This is a genomic window from Streptomyces sp. NPDC059994 (genome assembly GCF_042737755.1).
Classification (GTDB): domain Bacteria; phylum Actinomycetota; class Actinomycetes; order Streptomycetales; family Streptomycetaceae; genus Streptomyces.
Window position 1 is genome coordinate 140,680 of sequence record NZ_JBHWUR010000002.1, and the last position, 16,528, is coordinate 157,207.

A 16,528-nucleotide genomic window follows, 5' to 3' on the forward strand; every position below is an offset into this window, starting at 1 on the left:
CACTGTTCCTCTCCTGACCAGCTGTTCCCTGCGGATCACGTCTCCTTTCCGCAGCTATTGATCATTCTGAGGACGCCAGGGCGTCGGCACATCGCACGAATCGTGCATGGGCATGGGGCTCTCAGGGGATGCGAAGCGATTACTCTGCGCTGTCGCGGCTCATCACCAGCCGTGCCAGTTCCGTGCGCGAGGCGACGTCGAGCTTGGTGAAGGTACGGCGCAGGTGCGACCCCACCGTGTGCGGCGAGAGGGAGAGCTTCCCGGCCACCTGCCGGTTCGTCAGTCCTTGTGCCACGAGCCGTGCCACCCGCAGCTCTGACGCCGTCAGCTCGGGCCACTCCTTGACGTATCCGGCCGACACGGGCTGACGGCGGACACCCGCCGCCCGCAGGCGCCGACGGACACGTGCCGCGTCCCGCTCCGCGCCGGCCCGTGTGTAGAGAGCGAGGGCCGTGTCCAGGTACGGCACCGCTTCGGACACCCGGGTGGCCGCGAGCTTGCGTCCGGCGTCCTCCAGCGCCGACGCCCGGGCGAGCGGCCGAGGGCATTCCCCGTAGAGCCGGACCGCGCGCAGGAGGTGCCCGAGGTCGTTGTCGAGCAGCCCGCGGGCGTGCGCGGCGGTGGCGGCGAGGATCGTGAAGTCCGGGTTGAGCTCGGCTCGTCGCTCGGCCACCGCGACCGCCCTCGCGGCCCGCTCGGGCGCGCCGGCCCGCAGCGCCATGCGGACGAGGACGGGGGCGTCGACGGCGTCGGCCGGGGCGGCGGCGAAAGGCCGGCCCCCGGCGGGCGCCACGTCGTCGAGTTCGGCCAGGGCACGGTCGGGGCGGCCTTCGAAGTCGGCGAGCAGCGCCAGCAGCCAGGCGCCGGCGTCACGGACGAGCGGTGCGTTGTCGCTCCGCATCCGCCGCACCCGCGCCGCGTACCCTCGTGCGGCCTCCTGGTCGTTGGTGTGGAGTGCGATGCGCACCATCACGTACAGGAGGGTGATGTCGGCGAGGTTGCCCGTGCCGAGTTCGTCGCTCATCGCGAACGCGGTTTCCGCGTCGGCCTGGGCGTCCGCCAGCCGTCCGGCGTCCAGGAGCGCTCGGGCCCGGCTCATGAGCCACATGCGCGTGGCGGCCGCGCGGCCCTGGTTCCGGCTGTCGCGAACGCCGGCGTCAGCGACGGCGAGCGCCTCCGCGGAGCGGCCGGCCGCGTTCAGCAGGAACCCCTGCCACAGCGCTTCCGGAATCCACCCGGAAGGGACGATGCCCAGGCCTGCGGCGAGGGCGCCGGCCCGGTCCGCCCGACGGAACGCCTCGCTCCATTCCATCCGGCGGAAGTGCACGGCCGACTCGACCACCATCAAGGTGGCCTCGGCCGTTCGGTCGCCGGCCGCTTCGGCGCTCTCCAGCGCCTCGCCGACGGCCTGTTCGGCCGCCTCGTCGTCGCCCGACAACGACAGGCCCAGGCACAGCAGCGCGAGCAGTCGGGCCCGCAGGGCCGCCGGTATCCCGGGCAGTGCCGCCCCGGCACGGGCCTGCCGGACCGCAGCACAGAAGTCGAACTGACTGGACAGGCGCGCCAGTCCAAGGCGTATGCGCGCCTCGTCCTCGGGTCTGAGGCCACCGGCCGACAGGGCCGAAGTCCCCAGGTGGTGTGCCCGGGCCGGCTGTCCCGTCTGCCAGAGGAGCGGGATCGTCTCGGCGATGACCCGCGGCCGCTGGGGAGCGTCCACCGCGGTGAGTTCCAGGGCTCTGAGGGTGAGTTCCGCGGCTGGTCCGGGAGCGGTGTCCGCGACTTCCGCCGCCGCCGTACGCAACCGGTCGACGGCCGCCCGGTCACCGCGCTCCGCGCCGTCGGCCGGCAGTGCGGGGGCTTCGGCCGGGGATGCCGCGCTCTTCGGCCGCGTCTTGGCACCATGGCGGCGCAGGGTGCGGCGCAAGGAGAGCGGAAGCCCGGCTTCCACCGCCTCGCGGACCAGCTCGTGCCGGAATTCCAGGTGATCGCCGCTTTCGGTGAGCAGATCGGCGTCGAGGGACTCCCGCACCGCCGTGATCAAGGCCGCGGGCGACCGGCCGAGCAGCTCGGCCAGCAGGCCCACGGTGACCGGGCACCCCACGGCGGCCGCCGTTTCCACCAGCTCGCGGGCCACATCGGACAGCAGGTCGAGCCGGCGCGCCACGGAGGGCAGCGGCCGGATGGGGAGGGGGCCGGCCGACAGCCGGGCCGTGCCGTTCTCGATCGTCACCAACTCCTCGTCCCGCAGCGCGCCGAACAGCTCCACCAGCAGCAGCGGCACCCCCTCGGCCCGGCGGGCGACGCCGAGGACGTCCGGACCGGGAACCGCGCCCAGGACGTCCTCGGCGAGGTGCGCGATCGCCCCGTCCCCGAGCGGCCCCAGGGCCAGCTCGTGCGCGCCGGCCTGCCGGATCCTGTCGAGCGTCGTGCGTACGGCCGGCGGCACGCTCCCGCCCCGCACGGCCACCAGCCACAGGATCGCGTGCGAGGAGAGTCCGGCCGCGACCGTGTGAAAGGTGAGGAGCGTCAGGTCGTCGCACCACTGGAGATCGTCGAGGACGATGAGCAGGGGGCCGCCGCGAGTCGCCTCCCGCAAACGGTCCCCCAGCTCCTGAAGCAGCCAGAACCGCTGGCCGGGCATCGTGGCGAGGTCCCGCAGCCTGGCGGCGTCCGACAGCGGCTCCTCCCCGGAGAGCAGCCCCTCCAGCAGCGGGCCGAGCGGCACGAACTGTTCGGCGGGATCGGCTCCCCCCTGGAACACCCGCATCCCCCGCCGCCTCGCGGACGCCGACGCCTCCACGAGGATCCTGGACCTGCCGATGCCCGCGGGGCCTTCGACGAGGACGACCCCGCCGTCGCGACGGGCGAGCGAGTCGAGCCGCGCCTCGATGAACGCCAGTTCCGCCCGCCTGCCGCGGACCGGCGCCCTCGCACCGTCGAAGTCCTCGGGCAAGGGCCATGTCGTCAAGGGGTTCACGCTCATTCCGCCGGCCGGGGCCGCACGGGACGGGGCTCGGTTTTCGCGTGCGGTACGGCGGAACAGTATGCGGGACCGTCCCGCCTCAGTCGAAGCGCAGGTCGGCGAGCTGCCGTTCCAGGGCGGTGACGTCGTCCTCGGGTCCGGAGCGCGCCGGGCGGGCGGCCATGAGCTCGGCCAGCTCGCCGCCCGCCCGCCGGATGCGGGCGGGCAGGCCCTCGGTGTACTCGTCTCCCCCCGATCCCCAGTCCTCGGACGCCGCGTACACCGCGGTGGGAACGACGGCCGCCCGCAGATGGGCGAAGAGCGGGCGCATGGCGTGGTCCAGGACCAGGGAGTGGCGAGCGGTGCCGCCCGTCGCCGCGACAAGCACCGGCTTCCCGCTGAGGGCGTCCGGGTCGATCACGTCGAAGAAGGACTTGAAAAGCCCGCTGTAGGAAGCCGCGAACACGGGAGTCACCACGACCAGACCGTCGGCTCCCGTCACCGCGTCGATCGCGGCGGCCAGCCGCGGCGGTGGGAAGCCGGTCACCAGGTGGTTGGCCACGTCGCCGGCCAGCCCGCGCACCTCCACGACCTCGGTCGACACGACGTGGCCCCGGCCGGTGAGTTCCTCGCGGACCGACTCGGCCAGCCGGTCCGCGAGCAGACGGGTGGAGGAGGGCGTGCTCAGCCCGGCGGAGACGGCGATCAGCTTCACGCGGCGGTCCCTCCCTGCTCGCTGCTGGCGGCAGCGACCCGCGCCTCGTGCGTGGGTGCGTCGGGGACGCCGGCCGGGCGTCCGTTCGCGAACTCCTCGCGCAGGACGGGCACGACCTCTTCGCCGAGGATGTCGAGCTGTTCCAGGACGGTTTTCAGCGGCAGACCCGCGTGGTCCATCAGGAAGAGCTGGCGCTGGTAGTCGCCGACGCTCTCCCGGAAGGACAGGGTCCGTTCGATCACCTGCTGGGGCGAGCCCACCGTCAACGGGGTCTGCTCGGTGAAGTCCTCCAGGGACGGACCATGGCCGTACACCGGCGCGTTGTCGAAGTACGGGCGGAACTCCCGTACCGCGTCCTGGGAGTTCTTCCGCATGAACACCTGCCCGCCGAGCCCCACGATGGCGTCCTCCGGGCGGCCGTGACCGTGGTGGGCGTACCGGCGCCGGTACAGCTGGACCATGCTCCTGGTGTGATCGGCCGGCCAGAAGATGTTGTTGTGGAAGAAGCCGTCGCCGTGGAACGCGGCCTGCTCCGCGATCTCCGGGGACCTGATGGATCCGTGCCAGACGAACGGCGGGACGCCGTCCAGCGGCCGTGGGGTCGAGGTGAAGGCCTGTAGGGGCGTACGGAACGTTCCCTCCCAGTCCACGACGTCCTCGCGCCACAGCCGGCGCAGCAGCGCGTAGTTCTCCTTGGCGAGGTTGAGGCCCTGGCGGATGTCCTGCCCGAACCACGGGTACACCGGGCCGGTGTTGCCGCGCCCCAGCATGAGGTCGACCCGGCCGTCGGCCAGGTGCTGGAGCGTCGCGTAGTCCTCCGCGATCTTCACCGGGTCGTTGGTGGTGATCAGCGTAGTGGCGGTGGACAGGATGAGCTTCTCGGTGCGGGCGGCTATATGGCCGAGCAGGGTGGTCGGGGACGACGGTACGAACGGCGGGTTGTGGTGCTCGCCGGTCGCGAAGACGTCCAGGCCGACCTCCTCGGCCTTGAGCGCGATGGCGACCATCGCCTTGATGCGCTCGTGCTCGGAGGGAGTACGGCCGTTGGTGGGGTCGGGTGTCACGTCCCCGACGGTGAAGATGCCGAATTGCATGGTGTCGTGCCTCTCCTGAGCTGTCGTCACTTCGCCAGGAAAGCGAGCAGCGCGGTGTTGACCTCTTCCGCGTGGGTCCACAGCAGGCCGTGCGGAGCGCCCTCGATCTCGACGTAGTCGGCGGAGGGCAGTGCCTTGTGGAAGGGGCGCGCGGTGCCTTCGGCGGGCAGGATGCGGTCGGCGGTGCCGTGCAGGATCAGGGCGGGCACGTCGATGGCCGGGATGTCCGCGCGGAAGTCGGTGTACCAGGTCGACGGGGCGGCGGAAGCGGCGAAGGAGCCGCCGCCGGCCGCGGTGTTCCAGCTGTTGCGGACCGCTTCCTCGCTGATGCGGGTGCCCAGGTTCTCGTCGAGGTTGTAGAAGTCGTTGAAGAAGGCGGTGTAGTAGGCGTAGCGGTCGGCCTTGACGGCGGCGACCACCCCGTCGAAGAACTCCTTCGGCGCGACCCCGTCGGGGTTGTCGCCGCTCTTGAGCAGGCACGGCTCCAGCGAGGCCAGGAAGGCGACCTTGGCGACGCGGGCGGAGCCGTACGTGGAGACGTGGCGGGCGACCTCGCCGGTGCCCATGGAGAAGCCGACCAGAACGGCGTCGTTCAGGTCGAGGGTCTCCATCACGGTGTTCAGGTCGGCGGCGAAGGTGTCGTAGTCGTAGCCGGTCGTCGGCTGGGAGGACTGCCCGAAGCCGCGGCGGTCGTAGGTGATCACGCGGTGGCCGGCGTCGAGCAGTGCGGCGCTCTGGCGCTCCCAGGAGCGGCCGTCGAGCGGGAAGCCGTGGATGAGGACGACCGGCTGCCCGGTGCCGTGGTCCTCGTAGTAGAGGTCGATGGCGGTGGAGTTCTCCTGGCCCACGGTGATGTACGGCATGGGGTGCTTCCTCGATTCGGTGTGGTGGTCCGCGGCTCGGCGCGGTACTGAACGCCGTCACGCTATGGCGGGGGAAGCGCCGCCTGTTGTCGCGTGACGCACCGGGGCTTGCCCACGGGCGCAGAGTTCACGGACCGCTGGACGCGGCGTCCGCCAGCACGAGCCGTGTCAGGTGGACCCTTGAGTTGACCGAGAGCTTGTGGAAGATCGAGGCCAGGTGGGTGTTGACGGTGTGCGGGGAGACCGCCAGGGCGGCTGCCGCGGACCGGTTGGTGTGCCCGGTGGCGATCAGCCGGGCGACCTTGCGCTCCGAGGCGGTGAGCGCGCCCCAGCCCTGGCCTGGACGCGGCCGGGTCGCGGTACGCCGGCCGGCGCGGGTCGTCGCCCGGTTCAGGTCCGTCCGGACCCGCTCGGCCTCGAAGCCCGCTCCCGCCTGCGCGTACGCCTCGTAGGCCCTGGTCAGGGCGGCTGTCGCGGCGGCATCGCCCGTGGCCAGCAGGGCGCGCCCGAGGTCGGCCGAGGCCGCTGCCAGCTGCAAGGGGCGCGGGCCGGTGAGGAAGATCTGGACGGACCGCTCCAGGAGGCTCGTGTCGGCGTTCAGCAGGGCGGCCGTGTGGGCGGCGATCCCTTGTGCGGTGGGTACGGAGGGGTTGCGGGAGGCGTGCTCGGCCGCCTGCGCCGCCAGGTCCTCGGCCAGGGACCGGTCTTCGGCGCGCAGGGCGATCCGCACCGCTTCGACGAAGCGGGTACGCAGGAGCCTCCATCGGACGAACGGGTGGTCCCGCTGAAGGGAACGGACCCGTTCGGCCGCTGCCGCGTGGTCGCCGTCGGCGTCGGCGAGGACGGCCTCAAGGTACTGGTGGGCGGCGTGGTTCCCGGTGTTCGGGCGGCCGGCCATGGCCGCCCTGACGACGTCGAGGTGTTCCTCCGCGGCTTCGCGCTCGCCGCGCAGCAGCGCCAGCGAGCCTCGGATGACCCGTATGTTGACCAGGTTGCCGGGCACCCGGATGTCCGCTTCCAGCCGTTCGGCGGTGAGGAAGTCGGCTTCCGCGTCGTCGAGCCGCCCGAGCCCGAGGTTCAGGCTTCCCTGGGCCCACGTCAGCATCGCGGGGCGCAGTGGTTGGTCGCCCGCCGACCCCAGCAGCCGTCGGGCGGAGTCGAAGTCGTCCATGTGGACCCGTGCGACGACCTCCTCGGGCAGGAAGGCCGCGTCGAACGCGCTCAGCGCCGTGTGGTGGTCGACGGCGGCCGCGCATTCGCCCGCGTTGAGGGCGATCTCGCCGAGCCCCCACAGCGCGACGACGCGGGCTTCCCGGTCGCCCGCCCGCTCCGCCTCGGCGAGCGCCCGCTCTCCTGTCTTCCGGGCGCTCCCGAGGTCACGTCCGCGCGACTGGGCCAGTGCCTGCCGCGCGGTCAGCCGGGCGGAGACCGCCGGGTCGGTGACGACGGCCAGTCCCGCCGTCGAACGGCGGGTCAGCTCGTGGGTGTCGTCGAGGTGCCACAGCGTGTCGCCGAGGACGCACTGCAGGCGGGCGAAGGCGTCCAGCGGCGGCTGTCGGGCCAGCAGCACGTCGCCGGTCTCCCGTGCCCGGGTGTACCGGCCCGCGCGGGTCAGCGCGGTGATGGCACGTTCTCCCACCCCGAACGCCTCGGGGTCGTGGGGCGGCACCAGTTCCAGGGCACGCACAGCCAGGTCGGCGGCGAGATCGGGCATGACGGCGAGTACGTCCGTGGCGGCCCTGCCGAGCAGCCGGACCGCCTCGTGATCGCCGGGTTCGGCGCTCTTCAGCAGATGCGGGACCGCGTCGACGGAGGCCCGTCCCGCCGCGACGAGCCGGCTCGCCGCCTCCCGGTGCAGTGCGCGTCGCGCCGAGGGAGCGAGGTCGGCGTACACGGCCTGGCGGAGCAGATCGTGACGGAACACGAGGCGTTCGCCGTCGTCGTGGAGGAGCCCGGCGGCGATCGCCTCGTGCAGTTCGCCGAGGAGGTCGGTGGCGGACCGGCCGCACAGGGCCGCGGCGTCGGCGAGCCGGAAAGCGCGCCCCAGGACCGAGCCGATCCGCAGGAAGTGGAGGGTGGCGGGCCGGAGCGCGGCCAGCCTGCCGCGCACACCGAGCACCAACCGCTCCGGCGGCACCGCCGCGTCCGCACCCGACGCCGCGATTCCCGTCAGCATCTCGGCCGCGAGGAACGGGTTGCCCCCCGATCCGTCGAGCAGCTCCGTGACCTTCCGCGGTACGTCCTCGCCGAGGACGTCGCGTGCCAGCTCGGCCAGGGCCGTATCGGAGAGCGGCCGCAGGGAGACCGTCGTCGTACGCGGTCCGTCTCCGCGCAGGTCCGGGTCCTGCCTGCCCGCCAGCAGCCACAGGACCGGGGAGGTGAGCAGCCGGGCCGGCATGACGTTCAGGGCGAACCTGCTCAGCGGATCGGTCCAGTGGACGTCGTCGATCGCGATCAGCGTGGGTGTGCCCGCCGAGCGCTCCTCGATCAGCTGGGCCAGCCGTTCGACGAGCCAGATGCGCTGATCGTGGTGGCCGGCCAGGTGTGCGAAGTCCCTGGCGGACAGCAGCGGCGGGTCACCGTGCAGGAGGCCCGAGGCCAGTGAGGCGAGCGGTGCCAGCTCGTGCAGCTCTTCGGCGCGTCCCTGGCTGACGACGAACCCGTGGGCCCGCGCGATCGAGACGGTCTCCTCCAGCAGTACGGTCTTGCCGATGCCGGCTTCCCCCAGGAGCAGGGCGATCGCTCCGCCGTCCCCGTCGCCCACCGCCCCGACCAGGGCACGCAGCTGCTCCAGCTCGGCTTCACGGCCGCGCAGTCCGGGCCGGCTCAGCCCGGCGCTCACGGCCTCCTCCTCGATGTCATCCCTTGACCGATCCGGCGAGCAGGCCCCGGGCGAAGTGCCGCTGGAGGCAGAAGAACACGAGCACCGGGACGAGCGCCGACACGAACGCTCCCGCGGTGAGCCGCTGCCACTCGTTGCCGCGCGTCCCGGCCAGCGCCGCCAGTCTGACCGTCATCGGCGCGGTCTCGGCCGTTCCGCCCGACAGGGTCAGCGCCACCAGCAGGTCGTTCCACACCCAGATGAACTGGAGGATCGCGAACGTGACCGAGGCCGGCCGGGCCAGCGGGAGGACGATCCGGAGCAGCAGCGTCCCGTGCGACGCGCCGTCGACCCGGGCGGCCTCGATCAGTTCCCGTGGCAGTCCGGCCAGGAAGTTGTGCAGGAGGAACACCGCGAACGGCAGCGCGAAGACCGTGTGGGCGAACCAGACGTGGCTGAACCGGGCCGGTCCGGTGAGGTTCCAGGCGGGCAGGAACAGCCACCCCTGGGAGAAGAGCTTCAGCAGGGGGACGAGCGCCATCTGGAGGGGCACGATCTGGAGCGCGAAGATGCCGACGACGAGCGCGTCGCGCCCCTTGAAGTCGATCCAGGCCAGGGCGTACGCCGCGAAGAACGCCAGGACGAGGGGGAACAGCACCGAGGGGACGGTGATGACGACCGAGTTGACGAAGTGGTCGGCGAGCCGCCCCGACGCGTTCTCGGTGCCGAACAGCACCTCGCCGTAGTTGTCGAGTGTGAGGTGCGGCGAGCCGAACACGGTCCACCAGCCCGTCGTCTTCACCTCGCCCTCGGGGCGGAACGAGGAGAGGAGGAGGCCGAGGGTCGGCGTCGTCCACAGGACCGCGATCACCACGGCGATCACCGAGAAGGCGCGGGAGGCCAGACGCTCCCGGACGCCGTTCACCTCGCCCTCCGCTGCGCCCGGACCTGGTAGGCGACGACGGGGGTGACCAGGACGAACAGGAGCACGGCGAGGGCCGCGCCGCGGCCTGTCCGCCCGTAGCGGAAGGCCTGGTCGTACATCTCGTGGGCGATGACACCCGTGTCGAACTGGCCGCCCGTCATGGTCTTGACGACGTCGAACGCCTTGAAGGTGCCGATCACCTCGGCGAGGACCACGACGAGCAGCGTGGGTCTGATCGACGGCAGGGTGATCCGCCAGAAGATCTGCCGGGGGGAGGCACCGTCCAGTTGGGCCGCCTCGGTCGTCTCACGGGGAACCGCCGCGATCGCGCCCGCCAGCAGGACGGCCGCGAAGCCCGCCTGGGTCCACACCATCGTCACGACGAGGAACAGGACGTTCCAGGGAGATTCCACGAGCCACTGTCTCGGCTCGCCACCGAACGCCACGACGAGCTGGTTCAGCAGCCCGATCTGGTCCGCCCCGGCGGGCCGGTAGGCGTAGACGAACTTCCAGACGAGGCCGGCGCCGACGAACGACATCACCATCGGCAGCAGTACGAGCGAGAGGGCGAGCCCCCTAAACCGCGACCGTACGACAGCCGCCGCGTAGAGCAGACCGACCACGGTCGTCAGCAGGGGCACCAGCACCACCCACGCCAGGGTGTTGCGCAGCGCGATCAGCGCCTCGGGATCGGTGAACATCCACACGTAGTTGTCGAGTCCGGCCCAGGTGCCGCCCTCACCATCCGTGAACGACAGCATCAGGGTGCGCAGACCGGGCACGAGGAGACCGGCCGTGAGCAGCAGCAGCGCGGGGGCCAGCAGCAGGAGGGCCGCGCCCCGCCGCCGTACCGGCCCGCGGTGCAGCGCCACGAGGATCAGGCACACCACCGCCGTGAACGCGGCGATGCCCTGGAGGAGATACAGCAGCTTGGGCTGCTGGGCGACGACATCGAACGACATCAGTGGCTCGGCCAGGACCGTTCGATGGAGTCGGCCACCGGCTTGGTGCCCTTGCCGCTGATCCAGTCGACGGCGCCCCGCCAGAACGTTCCCGCACCGACCGCCGCGGGCATCTGGTCCGAACCGTCGAACCTGAACTGCGTCCCGGGATCCTGGAGCAGCTGGATGGAGAGCTTGTCGACCGGGTTGGCGGCGTTCGCCGGATCCACGCCCTTGTTCGCCGAGACGAACGGGCCCTTCTTCATGCGCGCGTTGGCGAAGTCCGCGCTCGCGAGGTACTCCTGGAAGGCCCGGACCTCGGGACGGTCGGAGAACGCGGAGGCGAACACCCCACCGCCGAGCACCGGACGGCTGTTCCTCTCCGTCCCTGGCAGGAGGAAGGCGAACACGTCCTTGTCCGGTCCGATCCCGGTGCCCTTCGGCCACTGCTCGGCGTAGAACGAGGCCTGGCGGTGCATCGCACAGTCGCCGGAGAGGATCGGCGTGCCGGCCTCCTGGTAGGCGATCGAGGCCATCGACCGGGCCGGGCCGTAGCCGCCGTTGGCGTAGCGGTCGTTCTTGAGGAGGGACCCCACGGTGTCCATGGCCCTGATCACTCTCGGGTCATTGAAGGGGATCTTGTGGGTGACCCACTGGTCGTAGACCTCCGGCCCCTGCTGGCGCAGCAGGACGTCCTCGATCCAGTCCGTCAGGGGCCAGCCGGTCGCCTCACCGGATTCCACGCCCGCACACCACGGCTTGACCCCCGATGCCGCGACCTTCTCCGTCACGTCCATCAGCTCGGACCAGGTGCGGGGAACGCTCAGTCCCCTGTCCCGGAAGAACTTCGGCGAGTACCAGACGAACGACTTCACGTTCGCGACCAGTGGAGTGCCGTAAAGGGTGCCGTCCACGGTCGCGTAGCTGTTCCAGTCCGCCGACCAGCCCCGCTTCGCCAGGGAGGCGAGCCCGGCGCTCGCGGGCTTGAGCTTGCCCGCGCGCGCGAAGCGCCCCAGGAGCCCCGGCTGGGGGAAGAACGCCACATCGGGTGCGTTCCCGCCCTCGACCCGGATCTGGATCTGGGCCTCGAACTCCCCGTCCCCCTCGTACTGGACGTCGATCCCCGTGCACCGCGCGAAGTCCGCCCAGGTCTCTTCGAACAGATCGGCTTCCCGGTCCCGGTTCGACGCGTAGACGGTGACCGCGGTGCCGGCGTGCTTGCCGTACCGCGCGTACGGCCCGCAGTCCGGGGCATGGCGGGACTGCGAGCCGGTGCCGTGCGGGGCGCCACAGGCGCTGGCCGTGGCTACGAGGGTGATGACGGCGAGCGCGAGCCTCGCCCCGAACCTCATGGGGTGTGCTTCCTCCGATCGCCCCCGAAGGATCCTTGGGGGCGACCCGAAGCTACCAGCGGTCGAACATTATCGACCAATCGTTCGACGTCAGGGACCTGGTCAGGGGGCGGTGGCCCGGATCGCGTCCTGAATCAGCCCGGCCACGGCCCTGGGGTGGGCGAGCATGACCAGGTGCGAGGAGTCGACCTCGACGGTGGTCATGCCGGCACGCTCGTACCCGAAGCGCTCCACCTCGGGGTTGATGGTCCGGTCGGAGGCCGCGACCAGGCCCCAGGAGGGCTTGCTCTTCCACGCCGCGACCGGCGCCGCCTCCGCGAAGGCCCTCGCGGCCAGGGGGCGCTGGGAGGCGGCGAGCACCGCGGCGAGCTCGGGGTCGACATCCGCGGCGAAGATCGCGGGGAACCTCTCGGCCTCCACCGACACATCGGTGCCGGTCTCGGTGGAGCCGGCCACGGGGAACGGGGTGTGGACGAGAGCGTCGGCGAGGCCGGAGTCGGGGAAGCGTCCCTGGAGCTCGCCCAGGCTCTCGCCCTCCTCCAGCGCGTATCCCGCCAGGTAGACCAGCGCCCGGACGTTGTCCTCCGCGCCGGCGAGGGTGATGACGGCGCCGCCGTAGGAGTGCCCCACCAGGATCACGGGGCCGTCGACGGCACGTATCACGGACGCGATGTACGCGGCGTCGTCGACCAGGCCGCGGTTGGGGACCGCCGGAGCCACCACCTTCAGGCCGGCGGCGGTCAGTTCGGGGATGACGCGGGCGTAGCTGGAGGCGTCGGCGAAGGCGCCGTGGACCAGCACGACGGTGGGGTCCGCGGATCGGGACATGGGTGAACTCCTCGGTGGGTGGGTGGAGGTGGGGAAGGCGAAACGTGCTTCACAGACCGAACCGGGCGCGGCGCGCCTCGGGCACCAGGTCGGCGTACTCCGGGTGCTTGCCGATCCACCCCCGGACGAAGGGGCAGTACGGCAGGACGTGCAGCCCGCGCGCCCGGGCGTCGTCGAGGGCTCCCCGGACGAGCAGCCCGCCCAGGCCCCGTCCGGCGAACCGGGGCTCGGTCTCGGTGTGGATGAAGGCGATCTCGTCCTCCGAGAGGAAGTACTCGGCGAAGCCCGCGGTCTCGGTGCCGTCGTCACCGGCGAGGACGATCTCGTACCGGGACCTCTCGGGCCGGTCCATCACCTGCGGTTCCATGGGTGCTCCAGTGCGGTCGCGGTGTTCGTGGGTGGGTGGGTGGGTTCAGAGGGTGCGGCGCACGCCGGCGTGGCGTTCCAGGTTGCGGAGCTGGACCGCGAGGTCGCCCTCCACGGCGGCGTGGGCGGGGCCACTGCGGCCGATGGGCAGGACCTCCTCGCTGCGCATGTCCTCCAGCATCAGGGCGAACGCCGCGTACATCGCGACGAGCGCCACCAGAAGGCCGAGCGCCCCGGACGTGCGCGTGAGCCATTCGGCGCCGGTCAGCCCCGACAGACCGGTGGCCGTCCAGCGGGGCAGGGAGGCCACCAGGACCAGCCACAGCGCGCGCTTGGGCCGCGTCACGGCGGTCATCAGCGCCCCGAAGCAGAGGAACACCAGGTTGAACACGCCCAGCACCCGAAGGCCGTCGGCCGCGCCGCTGACCATGACGAGCGAGTAGGCCAGCCAGCTGCCGGCGAAGACGCCCATGAGCGTCGCCGCGATCACGTCACGGGCGCCGAAGGCCAGGATGCTCACCAGGAGTTGCAGGGCGAAGGCGGGCAGTACGCACAGGGCGACGGCCTTGCGGGCCTCGGGCTCGAAGAGCCCGAGCTGCAGGCATCCCGTCATCGCGGAGGCGATCGCCACCGTGAAGAAGCCCAGCGGCATGGGTGAGGCGATGGGGCGCAGGTTGATCCGGGTCATCGACCGCAGGTCCGGTTCGAAGCGGCGCCCCGGGGGAGCCTTTGGCGCGTCGTCGGCGCCGTCGGCGGGGAGGGAGGCTGTACTCATCGTGGGGATCTCTCGTTCAGTGCGCGAAGCAGGGGTCGATGAACGGCGGAGGTGTCTCGGGAGCGGAGCCGCGGGCGACGCGCCACCGGCGCTGCTGCTCGGACTCGGCGACGGCCTCCGCCACGAGCGAGGCCTGGCGGGCACCCCCCTGGTAGCCGCCGAAGTGGGCCACGGGGCTCCACTGCGGGCTGACCGGCGGGACGGCCTCGTCGAGCCCCTCGTACTCCGCACTCGCGTAGACGATGCGGCCGCCGACCACGGTGAGTACGGATTCGATGTCGGGGATGGCGGCCTCGGGCACGGTGAGGAAGTCGTCGGAAAGGATCGCGAGGTCGCCGTAACAGCCCTCCCGCAGCCGCCCCTTGACGTCCTGCTCGCCGGTGAGCCGCGCGCCGCCCCGGGTGTACAGGCCGAGGGCGGTCTCCCTGCTGATCAGGTTCCCGGCCGGGCAGAGCGCGGTGCCGCCGACGGTGCGCCCGGTCACCAGCCAGTGGAGCGCGACCCACGGGTTGTACGAGGAGACGCGGGTGGCGTCGGTTCCGGCGGCGACGGTCAGGCCCCGGTCGAGCATGGCTCCGACCGGCGGGGCGTGGGCGGCGGCCTCGGCGCCGTAGCGGTCGCGGAAGGCGGTGCCCTGGAAGGACATGCGGTTCTGGACCGAGAGGGCGCCGCCGAGGGCCGCGATGCGGTCCAGGCTGGCGGCCGAGACGGTCTCCGCGTGGTCGAAGAGCCAGCGGTTGTCGCCGGGAAAGAACCCGTCCGCCGCGAGCTTCTCGAAGACGGCCAGGTCGCGGCGGATCGTCTCGTCGTAGGTCGCGTGGAGCCGGAAGCCCCAGCCGTTCTCCATCAGGAGCCGGACGGCCTGCTCGAACTCGGCCTCGTACCCCGCGGCGAGCTCGGGACGGGGCTCGGAGAAGTTCTCGAAGTCGGCGGCGGCCCAGGTCAGGTTCTCGCCGGCGCCGTTCAGCCGGAGCCACTCGTCCCCGTCCCCGGGCTTGACCATCTCGGTCCAGCGCTTCAGGTCGGCGAGCTCCTGGCCGGCCGTCTGCGGGAAGAGGTGGTAGGCGATCCGCAGGGACAGCTCCCCGGCCCCGGCGAGGTCGACGACCGTGGCGTAGTTGTCGGGGAAGTTCTGGAACCCGCCGGCGGCGTCGACCGCGGAGGTCAGCCCGAAGCGGTTCAGCTCACGCAGGAAGTGCCGCGTCGAGGTGCGCTTGTCGGCCTCGTCGAGGGCGGGTGCCTTGGCCAGGGTCGAGTACAGGATGAGCGCGCTCGGCGCCGCGAGAAGGACCCCGGTGGGTTCGCCGTCCCGGCCCCGGACGATCTGTCCGCCGCGCGGGTCGGGGGTGTCGCGGGTGAATCCGGCGGCCCGCACGGCGGCCCGGTTCATCAGGGCCGACTGGTACAGGTGCAGGACGAACACCGGGGTGTCGGGGGCGGCCGCGTTCAGCTCGGCCACGGTCGGCATCCTGCGCTCGGCGAACTGTTCGGCGGTCCAGCCCCCGACGACCCGGATCCACTGCCCCTTGGGGGTGCGGCCGGCCTGCTCGCGCAGCATGGCGAGCGCGTGGCGGAGGCTGCGCACCCCGTCCCAGCGCAGCTCCAGGACGTAGTTCAGGCCGCCCCGGATGACGTGCAGATGGGAGTCGTTGAGGCCGGGGATCACCCTGCGGCCGAGGGCGTCGACGACCCTGGTTCCCGGCCCGACGAGGTGGGCGAGGTCGTGGTCGTCGCCGAGGGCCGCGACCCGGCCGTCGCGGATCGCGACGGCACGGGCCTCGGGACGGGCGGGGTCACCCGTGAACACCTTCGCGTTGCGGACGAGGAGGTCGGCCTGCGCCTCGGCCTGCCGCGCGGCGGGAACGACGCCCGCCACCGGCATGCTCGTCGACGGCCCGGTCATGCCAGGGCCTTGCGCAGGGTGTCGATGGCGACGCCGATGGCGAGTTCGGCGCCCCGCGTCTCGCGCAGCGCGTTCAGCATGACGAAGTCGTGGATGACCCCCTGGACGCGCAGGGCGGTGACGGGCACTCCGGCTGCGCGGAGCTTCGCCGCGTACGCCTCGCCCTCGTCGCGCAGGACGTCGGCCTCGGCGGTGACGACCAGCGCGGGCGGCAGGCCGGTCAGCTGCTCGGTGGTGGCACGCAGCGGCGAGGCGGTGATCTGGGCGCGCTCGGCCTCCTCGGTCGTGTACTGGTCCCAGAACCACTTCATGGCGTCGCGCCGCAGGAAGTAGCCCTCGGCGAAGAGGTGGTACGACTCGGTGTCGAAGCCCGCGTCGGTGACCGGGTAGAAGAGGACCTGCTGGGTGAGGCGGACGTCGCCGCGCTGCTTGGCCATGAGGGTGAGGGCGGCGGTCATGTTCCCGCCGACCGAGTCGCCCGCGACGGCGATCCGGGTGCCGTCGAGGTCCTTGTGGTGTCCCTCGCGGGCGATCCACTGGGCGACGGTGTAGTTCTGCTCGATGGCGACGGGGTAGCGGGCCTCGGGCGAGAGGTCGTACTCGGGGAAGACGACGGCCGCCCCGGTGCCGACGGCGAGTTCGCGCACCAGCCGGTCGTGGGTGTGCGCGTTGCCGAAGACCCAGCCCGCGCCGTGGATGTAGAGGATGACGGGGAGGGGGCCGGTGGCTCCGCGCGGGCGGACGATCCGGGCGCGGACGTCGCCGGTCGGGCCGCCGGAGACGGTGACCCGTTCCTCGTCGACGGCGGGCAGCGGGACACCGTCACCGCTCTGGACGTCGTCCACCGCCTTGCGGCCGTCGGCCACGGGGATCTGGTAGAGGAACGGCGGCTGCGCGGTGGCATCGGCGAAGGCCTGGGCGGCGGGTTCGAGGGTCGGCGGGTTCGGCATGAGGGGTTCTCCTTCGAGGTGTACGGGGGTTTA

At 72.1% G+C, this 16,528-nt stretch carries 13 protein-coding genes; all 13 read right to left on the reverse strand.

Features of this window, described 5'->3' with window-relative positions:
- Positions 1 to 139 precede the first annotated feature (139 nt).
- Entirely contained in the window at positions 140 to 2,977 is a 2,838-nt protein-coding gene (locus tag ACFWA7_RS02205; protein WP_385820339.1) for an ATP-binding protein, read from the reverse strand.
- An 85-nt stretch (positions 2,978 to 3,062) separates the two neighbouring features.
- Complete coding sequence (locus tag ACFWA7_RS02210) at positions 3,063 to 3,677, reverse strand: FMN reductase (protein ID WP_385535085.1); 615 nt, start codon at positions 3,675 to 3,677, stop codon at positions 3,063 to 3,065.
- Positions 3,674 to 4,771: an LLM class flavin-dependent oxidoreductase gene (locus tag ACFWA7_RS02215; protein WP_385535087.1), complete on the reverse strand. Its 1,098-nt coding sequence runs from the start codon at positions 4,769 to 4,771 to the stop codon at positions 3,674 to 3,676. Before ACFWA7_RS02215 ends, ACFWA7_RS02210 begins: the two co-directional genes overlap by 4 nt.
- Positions 4,772 to 4,797: 26 nt before the next feature.
- Positions 4,798 to 5,634, reverse strand: a complete 837-nt coding sequence (locus ACFWA7_RS02220) for an alpha/beta fold hydrolase (RefSeq protein WP_385535089.1) — start codon at positions 5,632 to 5,634, stop codon at positions 4,798 to 4,800.
- A gap of 127 nt (positions 5,635 to 5,761) precedes the next feature.
- Entirely contained in the window at positions 5,762 to 8,476 is a 2,715-nt protein-coding gene (locus tag ACFWA7_RS02225) for an AAA family ATPase (protein WP_385535091.1), read from the reverse strand.
- 16 nt (positions 8,477 to 8,492) lie between these two features.
- Positions 8,493 to 9,380 (reverse strand): carbohydrate ABC transporter permease, encoded by an 888-nt coding sequence (locus tag ACFWA7_RS02230; RefSeq protein WP_385820341.1) that lies wholly within the window; start codon positions 9,378 to 9,380, stop codon positions 8,493 to 8,495.
- Positions 9,377 to 10,342 (reverse strand): carbohydrate ABC transporter permease, encoded by a 966-nt coding sequence (locus ACFWA7_RS02235; RefSeq protein ID WP_385820343.1) that lies wholly within the window; start codon positions 10,340 to 10,342, stop codon positions 9,377 to 9,379. Before ACFWA7_RS02235 ends, ACFWA7_RS02230 begins: the two co-directional genes overlap by 4 nt.
- On the reverse strand, positions 10,342 to 11,673 hold the full coding sequence (locus tag ACFWA7_RS02240) for an ABC transporter substrate-binding protein (RefSeq protein WP_385820345.1): 1,332 nt from the start codon (positions 11,671 to 11,673) through the stop codon (positions 10,342 to 10,344). Before ACFWA7_RS02240 ends, ACFWA7_RS02235 begins: the two co-directional genes overlap by 1 nt.
- 102 nt (positions 11,674 to 11,775) lie before the next feature.
- Positions 11,776 to 12,501 carry an alpha/beta fold hydrolase gene (locus tag ACFWA7_RS02245; protein ID WP_385820347.1) on the reverse strand — a complete coding sequence of 242 codons (726 nt, stop codon included), beginning with the start codon at positions 12,499 to 12,501 and terminating at the stop codon, positions 11,776 to 11,778.
- A gap of 49 nt (positions 12,502 to 12,550) precedes the next feature.
- On the reverse strand, positions 12,551 to 12,868 hold the full coding sequence (locus ACFWA7_RS02250) for a GNAT family N-acetyltransferase (RefSeq protein ID WP_385535101.1): 318 nt from the start codon (positions 12,866 to 12,868) through the stop codon (positions 12,551 to 12,553).
- Positions 12,869 to 12,913: 45 nt separating this feature from the next.
- Positions 12,914 to 13,642: a GPR1/FUN34/YaaH family transporter gene (locus ACFWA7_RS02255; RefSeq protein WP_385535103.1), complete on the reverse strand. Its 729-nt coding sequence runs from the start codon at positions 13,640 to 13,642 to the stop codon at positions 12,914 to 12,916.
- 16 nt (positions 13,643 to 13,658) lie between these two features.
- Positions 13,659 to 15,545 carry an amidohydrolase gene (locus ACFWA7_RS02260; protein WP_385820349.1) on the reverse strand — a complete coding sequence of 629 codons (1,887 nt, stop codon included), beginning with the start codon at positions 15,543 to 15,545 and terminating at the stop codon, positions 13,659 to 13,661.
- On the reverse strand, positions 15,542 to 16,495 hold the full coding sequence (locus ACFWA7_RS02265) for an alpha/beta hydrolase (protein WP_385820351.1): 954 nt from the start codon (positions 16,493 to 16,495) through the stop codon (positions 15,542 to 15,544). The genes ACFWA7_RS02260 and ACFWA7_RS02265 overlap by 4 nt, the downstream gene beginning before the upstream one ends.
- Positions 16,496 to 16,528 lie beyond the last annotated feature (33 nt).